The sequence below is a fragment of the Longimicrobium sp. genome, from assembly GCF_036399935.1.
Taxonomy (GTDB): Bacteria; Gemmatimonadota; Gemmatimonadetes; order Longimicrobiales; family Longimicrobiaceae; genus Longimicrobium.
On the sequence record NZ_DASWMD010000012.1, the window covers coordinates 73,351 to 91,054 of the forward strand.

16 protein-coding genes are annotated in these 17,704 nt (G+C 70.8%); 12 read left to right on the forward strand and 4 right to left on the reverse strand.

What is annotated here, in order from left to right; translation table 11 throughout:
* The first annotated feature begins 9 nt into the window (after positions 1–9).
* The 10 genes from VGB24_RS04180 (at position 10) to fbp (ending at position 10,162) form a co-directional block, all read left to right on the forward strand.
* A complete protein-coding gene (locus VGB24_RS04180) occupies positions 10–1,350 on the forward strand; it encodes a hypothetical protein (protein WP_331071703.1) in 1,341 nt (446 codons plus the stop codon).
* Between the two features lie 73 nt (positions 1,351–1,423).
* Positions 1,424–2,839 carry a hypothetical protein gene (locus tag VGB24_RS04185; RefSeq protein WP_331071704.1) on the forward strand — a complete coding sequence of 472 codons (1,416 nt, stop codon included), beginning with the start codon at positions 1,424–1,426 and terminating at the stop codon, positions 2,837–2,839.
* A gap of 122 nt (positions 2,840–2,961) precedes the next feature.
* Positions 2,962–3,324 (forward strand): hypothetical protein, encoded by a 363-nt coding sequence (locus VGB24_RS04190; protein WP_331071705.1) that lies wholly within the window; start codon positions 2,962–2,964, stop codon positions 3,322–3,324.
* A complete protein-coding gene (locus tag VGB24_RS04195; RefSeq protein WP_331071706.1) occupies positions 3,321–3,734 on the forward strand; it encodes a PIN domain-containing protein in 414 nt (137 codons plus the stop codon). The genes VGB24_RS04190 and VGB24_RS04195 overlap by 4 nt, the downstream gene beginning before the upstream one ends.
* A 97-nt stretch (positions 3,735–3,831) precedes the next feature.
* Complete coding sequence (gene miaB / locus VGB24_RS04200) at positions 3,832–5,205, forward strand: tRNA (N6-isopentenyl adenosine(37)-C2)-methylthiotransferase MiaB (RefSeq protein WP_331071707.1); 1,374 nt, start codon at positions 3,832–3,834, stop codon at positions 5,203–5,205.
* A complete protein-coding gene (locus VGB24_RS04205) occupies positions 5,202–5,654 on the forward strand; it encodes a LapA family protein (RefSeq protein ID WP_331071708.1) in 453 nt (150 codons plus the stop codon). The genes miaB and VGB24_RS04205 overlap by 4 nt, the downstream gene beginning before the upstream one ends.
* Before the next feature lie 287 nt (positions 5,655–5,941).
* Complete coding sequence (locus VGB24_RS04210; RefSeq protein ID WP_331071709.1) at positions 5,942–6,160, forward strand: hypothetical protein; 219 nt, start codon at positions 5,942–5,944, stop codon at positions 6,158–6,160.
* A 293-nt stretch (positions 6,161–6,453) separates the two neighbouring features.
* Complete coding sequence (locus VGB24_RS04215) at positions 6,454–8,715, forward strand: DNA internalization-related competence protein ComEC/Rec2 (protein ID WP_331071710.1); 2,262 nt, start codon at positions 6,454–6,456, stop codon at positions 8,713–8,715.
* On the forward strand, positions 8,712–9,110 hold the full coding sequence (locus VGB24_RS04220) for an eCIS core domain-containing protein (protein WP_331071711.1): 399 nt from the start codon (positions 8,712–8,714) through the stop codon (positions 9,108–9,110). Before VGB24_RS04215 ends, VGB24_RS04220 begins: the two co-directional genes overlap by 4 nt.
* The gene (fbp, locus tag VGB24_RS04225; protein WP_331071712.1) at positions 9,107–10,162 is read left to right on the forward strand and encodes a class 1 fructose-bisphosphatase; all 1,056 of its coding nucleotides are present in this window, start codon (positions 9,107–9,109) and stop codon (positions 10,160–10,162) included. The genes VGB24_RS04220 and fbp overlap by 4 nt, the downstream gene beginning before the upstream one ends.
* A 102-nt stretch (positions 10,163–10,264) precedes the next feature.
* On the opposite strand, the gene VGB24_RS04230 is transcribed toward fbp, so the two are convergent.
* From VGB24_RS04230 to ppdK, 4 genes are all read right to left on the reverse strand, one after another.
* Positions 10,265–11,032: a tetratricopeptide repeat protein gene (locus tag VGB24_RS04230; RefSeq protein WP_331071713.1), complete on the reverse strand. Its 768-nt coding sequence runs from the start codon at positions 11,030–11,032 to the stop codon at positions 10,265–10,267.
* 139 nt (positions 11,033–11,171) lie between these two features.
* On the reverse strand, positions 11,172–12,083 hold the full coding sequence (locus tag VGB24_RS04235; protein ID WP_331071714.1) for a VOC family protein: 912 nt from the start codon (positions 12,081–12,083) through the stop codon (positions 11,172–11,174).
* 32 nt (positions 12,084–12,115) lie between these two features.
* Positions 12,116–12,562, reverse strand: a complete 447-nt coding sequence (locus VGB24_RS04240) for a DoxX family protein (protein WP_331071715.1) — start codon at positions 12,560–12,562, stop codon at positions 12,116–12,118.
* Positions 12,563–12,888: 326 nt separating this feature from the next.
* Positions 12,889–15,585 (reverse strand): pyruvate, phosphate dikinase, encoded by a 2,697-nt coding sequence (ppdK, locus tag VGB24_RS04245; RefSeq protein ID WP_331071716.1) that lies wholly within the window; start codon positions 15,583–15,585, stop codon positions 12,889–12,891.
* A 258-nt stretch (positions 15,586–15,843) separates the two neighbouring features.
* Here ppdK and VGB24_RS04250 point away from each other — a divergent pair, with 258 nt between their 5' ends.
* Positions 15,844–16,539: a tetratricopeptide repeat protein gene (locus tag VGB24_RS04250; RefSeq protein WP_331071717.1), complete on the forward strand. Its 696-nt coding sequence runs from the start codon at positions 15,844–15,846 to the stop codon at positions 16,537–16,539.
* Between the two features lie 20 nt (positions 16,540–16,559).
* On the forward strand, positions 16,560–17,552 hold the full coding sequence (gene lgt / locus VGB24_RS04255) for a prolipoprotein diacylglyceryl transferase (protein ID WP_331071718.1): 993 nt from the start codon (positions 16,560–16,562) through the stop codon (positions 17,550–17,552).
* The last annotated feature ends 152 nt before the right edge of the window (positions 17,553–17,704 follow it).

The window sequence follows — 17,704 nt, forward strand, 5'->3', positions numbered from 1 at the left end:
ATGTCCACGATGACCTCCTCCACGTTCCGCTCCGCTCGCGCGGCGATGGCCGCCTGCGCGCTGGCCCTGGCGACCGCGTGCCAGCCCGTCCGTCCATCCACCGCACCCGAGCCCGCGGCAGCGCTGGAGGCGAGGGAGTGGACGGCGCAGTCGCCCGCGCCCGAGATCGCGGCGTGGGCGTGGCAGGGGTGCCGGCGCGCGGCCGGAGGCGCCGGGCCGTGCGTGGAGCGGGCGCTGGTCTCGCTGATCGACCAGGCGGGGGTCGGCAAGAGCATGGAGGTGCTGGACACGCTCGCGGGCCGGGAGCCCGTGGTGAAGGCGCTCGCCCACTCGCTGGCCCACGGGCTGGGCATCTCCGCGTACCGATCGCCGGAGACCGTGGCGCAGACGTTCGCTGGCTGCCCCGCGTCGCAGATGTCGGGATGCTATCACGGCGTCGTCCAGGGCTACTTCCTGGACCTGGGCGCCAAGGGCCAGGCCATCGACCGCACGGTGCTGGACGGCCTTTGCGCGCCGCACGGGGACAAGCCGTTCCTGTACTTCCAGTGCGCGCACGGCATGGGGCACGGGCTGATGACGGTGCACCAGAACCAGCTGCCGATGGCGCTGGAGGCGTGCGACCAGGCGAGCGATGCCGTGGTGCGGGAAAGCTGCTACGGCGGCGCGTTCATGGAGAACATCGTCAACGCCCTGCACCCGCACCACACGGCCACCGGCCACGCGCAGACCCAGGGCGAGGGCCACGGGCAGCACGCCGCGGCGGATGCGCACGGGTCGGGCGGCCACGATGCACACGCCGCCGCGCCGGGCCACGGCGAGTGGAAGGCGCTGGACCCGGCGGACCCGCGGTACCCCTGCAGCGTGGTCGACGAGAAGTACCAGGCGTCCTGCTACAACATGCAGAGCTCGCCGGTGATGCAGTGGACCCAGGGCGACCTGGCAGCCACGGCGCGGATGTGCGCCGGCGCGCCCGAGGGGATGCGGCTGGCCTGCTTCAGCGGGCTGGGCCGCGAGCTGACCGCGTGGATGGCGCAGGACCACGGCCGCAGCATCGAGGCGTGCCGGCGGGTGGGCGCGGCTACGGGAACGCGGGAGCAGTCGTGGTGCCTGGTCGGCGCGGCGGAGACGCTGATCAACCAGACCGCCGACGCGCGCGACGGCATCCGCTTCTGCCGCGCGGTAGACGGCGGCGAGGCCAAGCGCGAGTGCTACGAGGCGGCCGGCCGGTTCATGCGCACCCTGGTCGCCACCCCCGAGGGCCGCGCCGAGCAGTGCGCGCTGGCCGAGCCGGAGCACGTCGCCAGCTGCCGCCAGGGCGCGCGGCTGGACCCCTCGGCGAGCGACGATTGACCGGGGCTGGCCGCCAACTTGCGAGCGGGCAGGCCGATCCGCACCCGCCGAATCACCGATCCACATCCGACCGATGACATCCGTTCTTCCCCGTTTCCTGCGCGCGGCCACGGCCGGCTGCGTTGCCCTGCTTGCCGCGTCGTGCTCGCCTTCACAGCGCGGGACGTACGGTCCCTCGCCGGCCGACGTGGGCCCGCGCACCTCGCTGGCGCCCGCGTCGTGGAGCGCGCAGTCGCCCGCGGGCGAGATCGCCACGTGGATGCGCGAGGGCTGCCGCCGTCCCGAGGGGAGCAGGGCGGCGTGCGTGGAGCGCGCGCTCACGGGATTGATCGACCCCGCGGGCATCGCCAAGTCCATGGAGGTGCTCGACACGCTGGTCGCCACCGACGAGGAGGTGCGCCGCAACGCCCACGCGCTGGCGCACGGGCTGGGCATCTCCGCGTACCGCTCGCCCGAGACGGCCGCCGCCACCTTCGCCGGCTGCACGCCCTCGCAGATGTCGGGATGCTATCACGGCGTGATCCAGGGATACTTCCTGGCGCAGGTGGCGCAGGGGCAGGAGATCGGCACGCCGCAAATCGACGCGCTCTGCGAGCCGCACCGGGCGTCGATGTTCCTGTTCTTCCAGTGCGCGCACGGCATGGGGCACGGGGTGATGGCGCTGCACGAAAACCACGTTCCCATGGCCCTGGAAGCGTGCGACCTGGCGACGGACGACTTCATCCGCGGAAGCTGCTATGGCGGCGTGTTCATGGAGAACATCGTCAACGTCACGCACCCGCACCACACCGCCGAGGGCCACGCAGGCACCCAGGGCCAGCACGCCGCGGCCGGCGCCGATCCGCACGCGGGCCACCAGGCGCAAGCGGCGGACGCGCACGCCGGGCACCAGGCGGGCTCGGCGGACGCGCACGCGGGGCACGGGGCGGCGCAGCAGGCGGGGATGAACCACGGCGAGTGGAAGGCGCTGGACCGCAACGACTTCCAGTATCCGTGCAACGCCGTCGCCGAGAAGTACCGGACCTCCTGCTACACCATGCAGACGTCGGCCGTGCTGTACTTCACGCAGGGAAACCTGGGCGCCGCCGCACGGGCGTGCGGCGAGGCGCCCCTGGAACATCGCCACACGTGCTTCAGCAGCCTGGGGCGCGACATCACGGCCTACGCCGCGCAGAACCATCAGCGCTCGCTGGAGTTCTGCGGCCTGGCGCGCGGCCTGGCCGAAGGAATGGGCGAGGTGTGGTGCGTCGCCGGGGTGGCGGTGAACTTCGTGAACCTGGCCGCCGACCCGGGCGAAGGCATCCGCTTCTGCGGGCTGGTGCGGGACGAGCGCGGAAAGACGGAATGCTACCGTTCCGTCGGCCAGACCATCGCCTCGCTGGAAAACACCACGAGCGGGCGCGCGGCCCACTGCGAGCGCGCGGAGCCCGCCTTCGTCATCACCTGCCGCCGAGGCGCCGGCATCCAGCCCGCCGGCACCGACGACTAACGGACACCTTTGCTGCGGCATCACCAGACGGCCCCGCCACCGCGGGGCCGTCTGCGTCAGGGGCATTGACGAATGTCCGGTTCGTGCGCATTGTTGATCGGAGCCGCACCTCGGAGGGAATCATGGCGAAAGAAACCCTGATCGTCGATCTGGACGCGGAGATGGCGAACCGCGTCCGCCAGTACAGCCGCGAGCACGGGGCCGATGTAGCCGACGTGCTCAACGAGCTGATCGCGGCACTGCCGGTGAATGGAGGATGCGGCAATGGTGGCTCGGCGCACCAGAACGGCAACGGCAACGGCAACGGTTCAGCTACAAACCGCGGGGACGGTGCGCTGTCGTCCGGTTCGACGTTTGGTGGCGACCGCGATGAGGAATGGATTCAGTCCCTCCCCCCGATCACCAGGCGGCTGCTCGGCGTTGCTCGGCAGGGCGTAGATGAGGATGACTACAAAGAATACCTCTGGCAGAAGTACGGTCGATGAAACTTCTGGTTGACACGAACGTCGTGCTGGACCTTGCACAGCGGCGGCCGGGATTCGCCGAGGCCGCCGCAGGCGTTTTCGCTGCGATCGAGGCCAAGCGTGCGACGGGGTTCGTCGCCGGGCACACGCTCACAACGGCGTTCTACGTGATCCGTCGAACGGAGGGAACCCAATCCGCTGCCCTGGCCATTGGTGACTTGCTTCGCGTTCTGGAGGTCGTTCCCGTCGAGAGGGCGGATTTTATGGAAGCGCTCGCCTTCCAGTGGCGAGACTTCGAAGACGCGGTGCAGGCGGTGTGCGCGCAGAAAGTTGGAGTGGACGTAATCGTGACCCGTGATCTTGCTGATTTCCGGGACTCACGCATTCCCGCCGTCTCGCCTGTCGACGCGCTCGCCCGACTGGCCGCGTAGCCCCCACGCGCGATACGCGAGCCTTCTCTCTCGCGAACTGATCGGCGGCTCGGGTGTACGCGGGAGTCTTACGCCCCCCGGACCGGCAGTGCCTACCATGAAGCGAGCCTACATCGAAACGTACGGGTGCCAGATGAACATCAGCGACAGCGAGCTGATGCACGGCATCCTGGCGGAGCAGGGATACACCCCCGCCGACAAGCCCGAGGACGCGGACGTGATCCTGGTGAACACGTGCGCCATCCGCGACCACGCCGAGCAGCGCGTGATCGGGCGCGTGGGCCAGCTTCAGCAGATCCGCCGCGACAACCCCGATGTCGTCATCGGCGTCACGGGGTGCATGGCGCAACGAATGGGCGAGTCGCTGCTGGGCAAGGCGGGGGGCGTGGACATGGTGATGGGCCCCGACGCCTACCGCCAGCTCCCCGAAAAGCTGGCCGAGGTGGTCACCCGCCGCGGCCCCGCGGCGGCGCGCCTGGTGCCCGCCACGCAGGCCACAACCATCGCGGCGCGCGGCCTGACGGTGCTCAACTTCGACCCGTTCGAGAACTACGAGGGCATCACCGCCCGCCGCACGTCGGCGGTGTCGGCGTGGGTGCCCATCCAGCGCGGCTGCAACTACCGCTGCACGTACTGCATCGTGCCGTACGTGCGCGGCGACGAAAAGAACCGCGATCCGCAGGCCATCCTCGACGAGGTGCGCGCCCTGGCCGCGGACGGCGTGCCCGAGGTGACGCTGCTGGGCCAGACGGTGAACTCGTACGAGCACGGCGGCTGGAACTTCCCCCGCCTGCTGCGCGAGGTGGCGCGGGTGCCGGGCATCCGCCGCGTGCGCTTCACCAGCCCGCATCCCAACGACTTCACCCGCGAGCTGGTGGAGGTGATGGCCGCCGAGCCCACGGTCTGCAAGCAGCTTCACCTGCCCGTGCAGGCCGGGCACGACCGCACCCTCAAGCGCATGCTGCGCCGGTACACGGTCGCCGAGTACATGGAAAAGATCGAGTGGGTGCGCGAAGCCATGCCCGGCATCGCGCTTTCCACCGACATCATCGTGGGCTTTCCCGGAGAGACGGACGAGGAGTACCAGGCCACGCTGGACCTGGTGCGCGCGGTACGGTTCGACGACGCGTTCCTGTACAAGTACTCCGAGCGCGATGGCACGCCGGCCACCCGCCTGCCGCGCGACCAGTTCGTTCCCGACGAGGTTGGCCAGGCGCGGCTGGAGGGGCTGATCGCCGTTCACCGCAGAATCCAGGCGGAGATGTACCAGGCCGAGGTGGGGCGCACCGTCGAGGTGCTGGTAGAAAAGGAAGGCCGGCGCGGGGGCGTGCAGGGGCGCACGGAAAGCAACAAGGTGGTCACGTTCGAGGCACCCGCCGAGCTGATCGGCTACTTCGTCGACGTGACGCTGGTTTCCACCACCGGGGCCACGTTCACGGGCGAGCTGATTCCCGCGCTGGCGGCCGCGTGACGATCCCTCGCTGGCTGCCCCCGGCAGGGATTGCCCTGGCCGCGGGGCTGCTCACCTGGCTGAACCGCGGGGAGCGCGCCATCGTTCACCTGGGCATCGCCACGTTCTACGGCGCCCCGCTCACGGTGGTGCTGTTCCTGGCGTTCCTGGCCGGCATGCTGGCGATGCTGGCGCTCAGCCTGCGGCACGACCTACGGATGCGCGAGGAGCTGCGCGCGCGCGGGCTGCTGGGCGCCCCCCCGGTCCCGGGCACGTCCGCGTGGCCGGCCGTCGCGGCCTCCCCCGCCCGGCATCAGCCCGGGCCCGGGGACGAGACCGTGGCGTTTCCCGCCGACGACGTCACGGCCGGGTTCCCGGGCGATGATGGTCCCGGCTACGGCGCAGACGGCGAGCAGGCACATGACTCCACCCTTGCCCGTCGCCAGCAGCCCGATCCACCGTTGAACTGACATCGCGCCGTCGGTACGTCACCGCCGCTCCCTCGCAGGGGGCGGCGGTTCGTCTTTGCCGCAATCCTCATGGGGCGGAGGAGATGGCCGCCGAACTGCGGCGGCTTGCGGGAGCAGAAATAATCTCCTTGCAATCGCTACGGAAGCAGACAATCTTATGGTTGACCATCTCGCAACTCCGCGGTCGGTTTGGGGCACGAGGTGGACTTTCCGTGGTCGCGACCTCCGGTTGCGCCCGGGTGCGGCCTTTGTGGCCGCTGCGCTCACCCTCACCGGGAGATGGATCCATGAAGAAGGTCAAGCTGCAGCTGGACGAGATCCGCGTGAACAGCTTCGAAACCACGGCGGCGAAGGACCAGAAGGGCACGGTGTTCGGCGAGCAGTGCACCTGCTGGACGAACTGCACCTGTCCGGGCTGCCCCACCTGCGACGCCTCGTGCGGGGGAGGAACGTGCGAGCCGACGTCGCCTGATCCCGTCGGTACCTGCTGCGGCTACCAGTGCTGAGCCGCACGATCCGCTGAAGGGCACCGCCGCGTTCCCACCCGGGGGCGCGGCGGTTCTGTTTCTGCCGATCTGCATGTCGGGAAATGGGTCCGCACGGTGGCGGCTCGCGGTTAGGAGAATCGAGATATGCCGATTATCATGCGAGCCGTCCACATCTCGCGAATCCGTCTGCTCTCCCGGCCAGGGTGAACCAGCTTCGATTGCCCCTCGTTCTCGCGTTTTTCGCCTTCCTGGCCGGGCTGCTGATCGGGTTGCGCGTCGATGGAGTCACAGGCGGTACCGCACTCGCTGCGGTGCCGCTTCTTCTTGCCCCCTGGCTTCACCGCCGGCTGGTCGGCTCGGCAATGTCCGCGCGAGCCACGGGACTGCTCATCCTCGGCGCGATCATGGCCGCCGGGGTGGGGCATGGCGCCGGTGCGCGGGTGAATGCCGAGCGCGACTGCCGGGTGTGGCTGGTGGATGGGGACCAACTCGTCGTCCGCGGGGTGCTCGCGGCCAACTGGATGCCGCCGCCGGACTCCGCCGCGCGCCGCCCTCTGCTGCCGGTGCACGCGGGCGCCGTTTCGTCCGCGGGAGGACCGATCGCGGGATGCACGGGAGGGATGCGCGTCCGCCTGCCGCGCGGATCCAGTCCCGCCCTGGCCGGCTCGGAAGTGGTCCTCCGCGGCCGATGGCGGCCGATGCCCAAGCCCGTGCTGGGCAGCGCCTGGCCGCGCGAGCCCGCCTGGGCCGGGTTCGTGATGGCCGATTCGATCGGCGTGCTCGCCCCGCCGCGCGCCGCCGCGCACCCGCTGCTCTGGGCGCGCGGGCGTGCGGAGGCGCAGCTGCACCGGCTGATGGGGCGGCACGGCCCGCTGGCCGACGCACTGCTGCTGGGGCGGCGCGAAACGCTGGACCGCACGCTGGCGGACCGGTTCGCGCAGACCGGGCTGGTGCACCTGCTGGCCATCAGCGGCACCCACGTGGCCCTGCTCGGCGCCGTGTTCGTGCTCATCGGGCGGATGCTGCGGCTGTCGCGCTCGCGCGTCGCCTGGCTGACCATCGCGCTGATCGCCGCGTACCTGGCCCTGATCGGCGCGCCTGCGTCCGCCGTCCGCTCGGGGATCATGATGGCGCTCGCCCTGCTCGCCACGGTGCTGCAGCGCCCGTCCGCATCGCTCCCCATCGTCTCCGCCGCCGCGCTGCTGATTCTGGCTGTGCAGCCGATGGCCGCGCTGGATCCGGGCTTCCAACTGTCATTTGCAGGAGTCTTAGGGATCATCCTCCTGCGCGGCCCGATGCTGCGGCGCATCCCGGAGCGGTATCGGCGCAATCCGGCCGCGCGGTGGACGGCGGAGTCGCTCGTCGTCAGCGTGGCCGCGTTCGTTACGACGGCGCCCGTAGTTGCTCATCATTTCGGGCAGGTCGCCGCGATATCGATCATCGCGAACCTGCCCGCGATTCCCCTTAGCAGCCTGGCGCTGGTGGGGATCGGGGCGGCGGCGGTGCTGGAGCCCGTCGCCCCGCCCGTCGCGCGGCTGGTCGCGGACGGGGCGGGGCTGGCGCTGGACCTGCTGAACCGCGTCGTGGACGTGGCGCTGCTGGTTCCCGGAGGACACGCCGCGGTCGCCCGGCCGCAATGGTGGCTGTGGGGATTGGCGGGCCTCGCCTTCCTGCTCGCGCTGGACGCGACGGCGCGGATGCGCGACCGGGTGAGGTGGGCGGTCGCCGTGATGTCGTCCGCCGCGGCGTTCCTGCTGCTTCCCTTCGCGGGGAGGGCGGTGGACGGCGGGGTGGAGCTGGCGTTCATCGACGTGGGGCAGGGCGATGCCGTCGCATTGCGGACGCCCGCGGGGCGGTGGCTGCTGATCGACGCGGGGGAGCGGGACGACGGGTGGGACGCGGGGGAGCGGCGGGTACTTCCGTTTCTGCGGGCGAGCGGGGCCCGGCGCCTGGAGGCGATGGTGCTCACGCATCCGCACGCGGACCACATCGGCGGGGCGGCGGCGGTGATGCGGGGGATGCCGGTGGGTCGGCTGATCGAGCCCGGCGTTCCCGTCGGCTCCCCCATCTACCTGGAAACGCTGCAGACGGCAGAGGAGCGCGATGTGCCGTGGGCTGCGGCAAGCCAGGACCGGGCCTTGCGGGTGGACGGAGTGGAGATCGTCTTCCTCTGGCCCGCCGTGGACGCTCTTGACGCCCCAGCCGACGCAAACGACATTTCCGCCGTGGTCCGCGTTCGCTATGGCGGGTTCACCGCGCTGCTCACCGGCGACGCGCCGGCCTGGGTGGAGGAACGCATGATCCAGCGATACGGCGCCGGCGCCCTGCGCGGCGACGTGCTCAAGGCCGGGCACCACGGCAGCCGCACCTCCTCCTCCGCGGCGTTCCTGGACGCGGTGAAGCCGGAGCTGGTGGTGGTTTCGGCGGGGGCGCGCAACCGGTACGGCCATCCGCACCGCGAAGTCCTGTCGCGCCTGCGGGCGCGAGGGATCGACGCCGCGCGCACGGACGAGGACGGCACGGTGCGCATCGTGGTGGAAGAGGGCGGAACGTCGTGGACGAGGGTGCCGTGAGCCTGGCCGCGCGCATCGCCGACCGCGTGCTGGGGCCGCGGGTGCCCGACGCGGAGCTGCCCCACCCGGTGCCGCCCGGCGTGGTGATCCGCCGCAACCGGCTGATCCCGGCCATCGGCGGGGTGTTCATGGGCGGCGGCAGGGCGCCCGCGGGGGCGGTGACGCTGGGGCGCACCATCCTGTTCAACGCGGAGCAGCCCATCACCCCCGACCTGATCGTGCACGAGCTTGTGCACGTGCAGCAGTGGAAGAGCGACCCGCTGTTCGCGCTGAAGTACTGCGGCCAATGGCTGCGCCACGGGTATCGGAAGAACCCGTACGAAGTAGAAGCGTACGCGCGGCAGAGGGAGTTTGCCGCATTGGAACGGAAATCCGCACCCGCGAGGAAGGCGTGACCAGCAAGTCCCTGGTGACCATCGAGCGTCACATCATCGAGGCCGAGCGCCAGTTCCCGGAAGCGACGGGCGCGTTTTCCAACATCCTGTACGACATCGCCTTCGCGGCCAAGATGATCGCCCGCGAGGTGCGCCGCGCCGGCCTGGCCGACGTGCTGGGCTACACGGGCGAGGTGAACGTGCAGGGCGAAGAGGTGAAGAAGCTCGACGAGTACGCCCACGAGGTGATCTTCAAGGCGCTGGACCACACGGGGCACCTGTGCGGCATGGCGTCGGAAGAGGTGGCGGACTTCATCCCCATCCCCGACCGCTTTCCCACGGGCAAGTACTGCGTGCTGTTCGACCCGCTCGACGGCTCGTCGAACATCGAGGCAAACGTCAGCGTGGGCACCATCTTCTCGGTGCACCGCAAGGTGAGCGAGCACCCCCGCGGCTGCGCCCAGGACTGCCTGCAGCCGGGCTACAGCCAGGTGGCGGCCGGGTACGTGGTGTACGGCTCGTCGACGATGCTGGTGTACACCACCGGCAACGGGGTGCACGGCTTCACGCTGGAGCCGTCCATCGGCGAGTTCCTGCTTTCGCATCCCGACATCCGCATTCCCATCCCGGGGCAGCGCATCTTCAGCGTCAACGAGGGCAACTTCATGAAGTGGTCGCCCCAGCAGCGCGCGCTGGTCGACTACCTTAAGGGGCTCGACGGCACCAATCCCAAGCCGTTCAGCGCGCGGTACATCGGCTCGCTCGTGGCCGACTTCCACCGCAACCTGCTGTACGGCGGGATGTTCATGTACCCGGCCGACGACAAGAACCCGCGCGGCAAGCTGCGCCTGCTGTACGAGGCCGCGCCCCTGGCCATGATCGCCGAGCACGCGGGCGGACGCGCGTCCACCGGCACCAGCCGCATCATGGAGATCGAGCCGGAGTCGCTGCACGAGCGCACCCCGCTGTACATCGGCAGCGCCGACCAGGTGGAGATCGCCGAGCGCTTCCTGGCCGGCACCGCGGGCGCGGGGCTCGACGCCGCCCTGGAGCCGCTGGCCGCGGGGGTCTAACCGCCCGGGACGATCCCGGGCTTCGAATCGCAGAAGCGCGCGCCGGCCCATCCCGGGCGGCGCGCGCTTTTGCTTCTCGAGTAGATCAGCGGGTGGAGCCGGTCAGCGCGCGGCCCCGGCGCCCTTGGTTTCGCGCTGCGCGATGTCGATCCATTCCTTCTCGGCCTTGCGGTAGTGGCCCGGCGACACGCGCGCGTGGCGCAGGATCTCCTCGAACGCGCGCATGGCCTCGGCGTCGCGGCCCAGCCGCTTGAGGACGAGCCCCTGCCGGCAGCGGGCCTCGGCGCCGGCACCGGGGGCGGCGGCCGTGTATTCGCGCAGCGCCAGCTCCAGGTCGCCGGAATCTTCGGCGATGCGCCCGCTGATGGTCAGCTCCTCGGCCGTGGGCTGGCGTGCGCGGCGCAGGCGGTCGAACGTGGCGCGCGCGTCGCCCAGCCGCCCCGCCAGGTAGTACGCCACGGACAGCTCCGAAAGGGCCCGCGGGGCGTCGGAGTACATCCCCTCCAGGCTGCTTTCGTACATCCGGATCGCGTCGTCCAGGCGCCCCGCCTGCCGGTACGCGCGCCCCAGCGCCACACGGTTGTCGTGCGTGTCCGTGAGTGAAAGCTGGTCTTCCAGCCGGCGGATCTCCGCGCCGGGATCCAGCACCTTCTTCACCGTCTTCGTGACCGTCGACAGCCCCGAGCGGCCGGCCCGCGCGCTGGGCAGGTACTCGGCGAACAAGTACACCAGGCTGCCGACGAGCGGAAAGAAGAAGATGATGAAGAGCCAGTAGAACCGCCCGGTGCGGACGGCGTGCACGGCCAGAAAGATCTGCAGCGCCAGGATCGGCAGAGAGCCGAAGAACCAGTAGCCCGTAAGGAAGTCCATCGATCGGCCGCGCGCGGTTGAAGAGAGCAGGGGAGCGGCCGAAAGATGACGGTGCGGCGGTGCGGCTGGCAAGCATGGTGATAAAAAGCGGCGCCCGGAGCGACTGGCTCCGGGCGTCGCGTGCGTTCATTGGATGAGATCAGTCGTCCGCGGTGAGGTGCAACTCGGTGCCCCACGGGTCGGCCGAGCGCCATCCGCCATCCCTGCGGTCCGCCGTGTACCCGGCAGACCGGAAGCTCGCCGCCGCCTCGTCCGCGTCGGCTGACGTGGGGACGATGATCTGCCACGAGAGCAGCCGCGCGTCGTTCTCGCCCGCCGGGCGTGCGCCGGCGCCGGCCCAGGTGTTCAGGCCCAGGTGATGGTGATAGCCGCCCGCGGACAGGAAGAGCGCGCCGGGATAGCTCCACACCACCTTGTCGAACCCGAGCGCGCCGTGGTAGAACGACGCCGCCTCGTCGATCGTGCCGACGTGCAGGTGCACGTGGCCGATCACGGTGTCGGCCGGCATTCCCGTCCACGGCTGGCCCTCCGCGGCGCGAACGAGGCTCTCCAGGTCCAGCGGACGCGTATCCATCGCCAGCTGCCCGTTCTGCCACGCCCAGCTCCCGCGCGCCCGGTCGGCGTACACCTCGATGCCCAGCCCGTCCGGATCGTTCAGGTACAGCGCCTCGCTCACCCGGTGGTCCGAGGCCCCGGCCCGCTCGCCGACCTCCGCCAGGTGGGCGACGAAGCGGCCCAGCGCCGCGCGGTCCGGCAGCAGGATGGCGAAGTGGTACAGCCCCAGCCGTCCGCGGTGCGGAGCGGGCGCCGCGCCGGGACGCTCGTGCAGCTCGAGCAGCGGGCGGTCGTCGCCGTGGGCCGCCAGCGTGGCGTGCCCGTCCGCGCGCTCCAGCACCCGCAACCCCAGCACGTCGCCGTACCAGGCCAGCGACCGCGCCAGGTCGGCCACCTGCAGGCGCACCCGCCCCAGCCGCGTGGCGGCCGGAAGACGGAATCCGGCGGGCGCCACGCCCTGCTCGCCGCTGGCCGCGGCGCGATCGGTGATCGTCATCGTGCGTATCCTCGCGGAAAGAGGAGGAGTGCTCAGAAGCGGCCGGCGGCGTCGTCGCGGCGGCGCGCGATGGCCGCATCCACCGAGTACTCACCGGCACCCGCCATCGCCAGGGCGACCGAGCCGCCGAGCAGCGCCAGCGCAAACTCGTAGCCCTGCGGCAGGAAGAAGCCGGCCGCGTAGTGCACCATGAAAATGGCTCCGAACATGTTGATGGCCAGGCCCAACGCCGCCAGCCGGGTCAGCAGGCCCAGGATCAGCGCGATGCCGCCGAAGAACTCCAGGAACGCCACGGCGGGCCCGGTGATGCCCGGCAGCGGGATGCCCATGCCGGCGAACGAGCCCGAGACGCCCGCCAGGCCGTAGGTGAACAGCTTCTGCGCGCCATGCGCCACGAAGATGATGCCCACGATCACGCGGAGGAAGGCGAGGCCGGCGCTCACGCGGTGCGGGATGATGCTGGTTCCGTTGATGGCCATGTTCGGCTCCTGTTGTTTAGTGCATGACGATGCTCAAGAACATTATATACGTTGCAACGGATATCGTCAAGCGTACGACACCTCTCACCGGCAGTGCCGGTGTGTGGGCTGGGTCTGTAACCGGCTTTCGGGGCGATTGGAGGGCGACCGTGCAGTCCCCGGCCGCCCCCCATCCCTTCCCCCGCAAACCGCGCGGGGGAAGGGAGCCAGCCTGGTGCGCTCCGGCTGGCTCAGCGCACTCGCGTTCGCATGCAGTCCGCGAAGGCGGACTTCGGGCCGTCGTTGCCGCGACTTCAGTCGCCCCAGCGGAGTATGGGACGAGCCCCTCAGTCCGCGGCCATCGCCTCGATCTCCTGCACCTCCGCATCCGCCACCGGTGCGGGCGCTGCCTCGGGGTCCGTCGTGCGGTCCTTCAGGACCGCGTGGGCGGCCGCCAGGCGCGCGACGGGAACGCGGTAGGGCGAGCAGGACACGTAGTTCAGCCCCACGGCGTGAAAGAACTCCACCGAGCGCGGGTCGCCGCCGTGCTCGCCGCAGACGCCCACCTTCAGGTCGGCCTTCACGCCGCGTCCCAGCCGCGTCGCCATGTCCACCAGCTTGCCCACCCCCTCCACGTCCAGCGTCTGGAAGGGGTCGTCCGGGAGCACGCCCGCCGCCACGTACTCGGGCAGGAACCGGCCCGCGTCGTCGCGCGACAGGCCGAACGTGGTCTGCGTGAGGTCGTTGGTGCCGAAGGAGAAGAACTGCGCGTGCTCCGCGATCCGGTCGGCGGTGAGGGCGGCGCGGGGCAGCTCGATCATCGTTCCCACCAGGTAGTCCACCCGGGTCTCGCACTGGAAGAACACCTCCTCCGCCACCTCGTCGACGATCTTCCGCTGCCGCTTCAGCTCCTCGGCCGTGCCCACGAGGGGAATCATGATCTCGGGGCACACCGTCACCCCCTGCGCCTGCACGTTGACGGCGGCCTCGAAGATGGCCTGCGCCTGCATCCAGGTGATGTCGGGGTAGGTGATCCCCAGCCGGCAGCCGCGGTGGCCCAGCATGGGGTTGGCCTCGTGGTGCCGCTCCACCTGCTCGCGCATGCGCACGGGGTCCATCCCCAGCTTGCGGGCCAGGTCCTTGATCTCGGCCGGGCCGTGGGGAAGGAACTCGTGCAGCGGCGGATCCAGCAGGCGGATGGTCACCGGCAGCCCGTCCATCGCCCGGAAGATCCCCTCGAAGTCCGCGCGCTGCATGGGAAGCAGCTTGGCGACCGCGATGGCCCGCTGCGCACCGGTCTCGGCCAGGATCATCTCGCGGACGGCGTCGATGCGGTCGCCCTCGAAGAACATGTGCTCCGTGCGGCACAGCCCGATCCCCTCGGCGCCGAAGCGGCGGGCCACGGCGCTGTCGTTGGGCGTGTCGGCGTTGGTACGCACGCGCAGGCGGCGGAACCCGTCGGCCCACTCCATCAGCCGGTGGAAGTCGCCCGTCAGCTCCGGCTCCACCGTGGGCACCTTGCCCAGGATCACCCGCCCCGTGGTGCCGTCCAGCGTGATCCAGTCGCCTTCCTTCACCGTCGTCCCGCCGGCGGAGAACTGGCGCCGCGCCTCGTCCATCAGCACGTCGCCGGCGCCGGCCACGCAGCACTTGCCCATGCCGCGCGCCACCACGGCCGCGTGCGACGTCATCCCCCCGCGGCAGGTGAGAATGCCCTGCGACACCACCATGCCGTGAAAGTCCTCGGGAGAGGTTTCGCGGCGCACCAGGATCACCGGCTCGTGCGCGCCGCGCTCTGCCGCCTCGTCGGGGTTGAACACCACGCGCCCCGACGCCGCGCCCGGCGAGGCGGGAAGGGCCGTCGTCAGCAGGTGCACGGAGGCGCCGGGGTCGATCATGGGATGGAGGAGCTGGTCCAGCTGGCCGGGATCCACCCGCAGCACCGCTTCTTCCGGGGTGATGCGCCCCTCGTCCACCATCTCCACCGCCATGCGCACGGCCGCGCGCCCGGTGCGCTTGGCGTTGCGCGTCTGCAGCAGGTACAGCCGCCCGCGCTCCACCGTGAACTCCAGGTCCTGCGCGTCGCGGTAGTGGTCTTCCAGCAGCCGCGCCGCCTCCACCAGCTCGTGGAACGACGAGGGGAGGGCCTGCTCCATCCCGTCGATGTGAAGCGGGTCGCGGATGCCGGCCACCACGTCCTCACCCTGGGCGTTCACCAGGAACTCGCCGTACAGCCGCCGCTCGCCGGTGGAGGGATCGCGGGTGAAGGCCACGCCCGTCCCCGAGTCCGCCCCCATGTTGCCGAACACCATGGAGCAGATGTTCACTGCCGTGCCCAGGTCGTCGCTGATGCCGTTGATGCGGCGGTACGCCTTGGCGCGCGGCGTGTCCCACGAGCCGAAGACGGCGTGGATGGCGCCCCAGAGCTGGTCCTGCGGCTCTTCCGGAAAATCCGCGCGGGTGTGGTCGCGCACGAGCGCCTTGAACCGGGCCACCAGCTCACGGAGGTCATCCGCGGACAGGTCGGTGTCTTCGCTGACGCCGCGGGCGTGCTTCGTGTCCTCGAGCAGCCGCTCGAACTGCTCCGCGTGCACGCCCAGCACCACGTCGGCGTACATCTGCACGAAGCGGCGGTAGCTGTCGAAGGCGAAGCGCTCGTCGCCGCTGGCGGCGGCCAGCGCGGCGGCCGTGCGGTCGTTCAGCCCCAGGTTCAGGATGGTGTCCATCATCCCCGGCATGCTGAACGCCGCCCCGGAGCGCACCGAGACCAGGAGCGGCGCCTCGTCCCCGCCGAACACCTTGCCCGTGGCACGCTCCAGCCGCGCGAGAGAAGTGGCCACCTGTTCGCGGAGCCCGTCGGGATAGCGCCCCCCGCGAAGGTACAGCCGGCACACCTCGGTGGTGATGGTGAACCCCGGGGGCACGGGCACGCCGATGCGCGCCATCTCGGCCAGCCCGGCGCCCTTGCCGCCGAGCAGGTCCTTCATCTCCTTGCTGCCTTCCGTTTCTCCCGCGCCAAAGAAATAGACGTAGCGGTCGGCCATGGCTTCGTTTGATGGATTGGAGTGCTGTCGCGCGTTTCCCGGGCGGGGCGCCGCCCGGGCTCTGGCAATAATGAAGCCGAGGCGGGCGCCGTCGCGTAGACGCGTGGAGGGTGATCGGTTGACGAACCCCAGGCCCCGGGATACCTTTACGCGTTTCCCCGCGCGCGCCTGCCGGCGTGCGCGTCTGTTTTCGCTATGATCGAAATGTCGATCCGGGGCCACTGGCCCCTTCCCCAGCACACGTCAGAGGGTCCCCGCATGGCATCGTCCACCACCGCACGCTCCCGCCGGCCGCAGAGCACGATCGACTCCGACGACGCGTTCGCCCTTCGCGCCGCCGAGGCGGCCGCGTGGGCCAAGCGCAACGTCCGCATGATCGTCACGATCGCGGCGGTGGCGCTGGTGACGGTGGGCGGATACCTGGTGTACCGGGTGAACGCGGCCGGCAAGGCGGCGCGCGCCGCCGAGCAGTACCTGGCCCTGCGCGCCAACCCCTCGGTGTCTACCGCGGCGGGCGCCGGGCAGGTGGAGGCGTTCATCAAGGCGCACGCGGGTACCGTGGAGGCCGACGAGGCCCGCCTGCTGCTGGCGGAGATCCGCCTGAACAGCGGCAACCCCAAGGCGGCCGTCACCGCGCTCGCCCCGCTGGCGGGGAGCGACTCGCGGCTGGCCGCGCAGGCGGCGATGATGCTGGGCTCGGCGCACGCGCAGGCGGGTGACCGCGCGGCCGCCATCCGCGCCTACCAGCAGTCGGCCGACCAGGCCAATGCCGACTACCAGCGGGTGGAGGCGTTGGCCCAGGCCGCGCTGATGCACGAGCAGAACAATGACTTCGCCGGCGCGGTCGCCATCTACGAGCGGCTGCTGGCGGACGCCAAGGATGGCTCGCAGCAGGCGCAGGTGATCGAGATGCGGCTGGCCGAGGCGCGCTCCCGGGCCGCCGCGAAGCGCTGATCTCCACCGGTTCCACCGTCGTGCCGGCCCCGCTGGGGCTGATCGAGATCCCGTTCCCCCGCATCGACCCCGTCGCCCTGGAGCTCCCGGGCGGCCTGGCGATCCGGTGGTACGGGATCGCTTTCATGCTGGGCTTCTTCGCGGGCTACCTGCTGATGCGCAAGATGGCGCGCGACGGCTACGTGCCCATGGAGCAGGACTCGGTGGGCGACCTGCTGTTCATGTTCATCCTGGGCGTAATCCTGGGCGGGCGGCTGGGCTACATCCTCTTCTACGACTTCCCCACCTTCGTGGCCAACCCGGCGCGCATCATCCGCATCTGGGAGGGCGGCCTCGCGTTCCACGGCGGCCTGCTCGGCGCCCTGACCGCCGGATGGTGGTTTTCGCGCAAGCACAAGGTGCCCTTCCTGCGCCTGGGCGACGGGCTGGCGCTGGCCGTTCCGCCGGCCATCCTGACCGTGCGCATCGCCAACTTCATCAACGGCGAGCTGTACGGGCGGGTGACCACGGACGCGGTGCCCTGGGCCGTGCGCTTTCCCACCGACCCTGTCGCCGCGCGGCTGCTGGGGACCGCTGGCGCCGGCTCCATGCGCGAGCGCGAGCTGCTGATCGAGCAGGCGTACCGCACGGGGCTGTGGGACCAGGTGCAGGCGCAGGTGCCGCTGCGCCACCCGTCGCAGCTGTACGAGGGGCTGGCCGAAGGGCTGGTGCTGGGGCTGGTACTGTGGGGATTGTACGCGTGGATCCACAAGCGCGGCATCCGCCTGGCCCCGGGAACGCTCGGCGGGGTGTTCATGCTGGGGTATGGCCTGATCCGCTCGTTCCTGGAGCTGTTCCGCCAGCCCGACGCGCAGTTCACGGACGCGGGCGACCCCGTGGGCACGGTGCTGGGACCGCTGACGATGGGGCAGACGCTCAGCCTGGGGATGATCGCCGTGGGCATCTTCTTCGTCGTCCGCGGCCTGCGCGCACTCCGCCACGGCCCTCCTCCCGTGGACGCAGTTTCCCGCTGACCCACGAGGCGCGCTCCGGCGCGCCTCTTTCGTTTCTGCCGCGGCCGCGAACTTCCGCCGACTCACGCGGTATCCATCCAGGCGGTTCGCTCACGCACTGACGCACTCCCGCACTCCCGCACTAACGCACTCACGCACTCACGCACTCACGC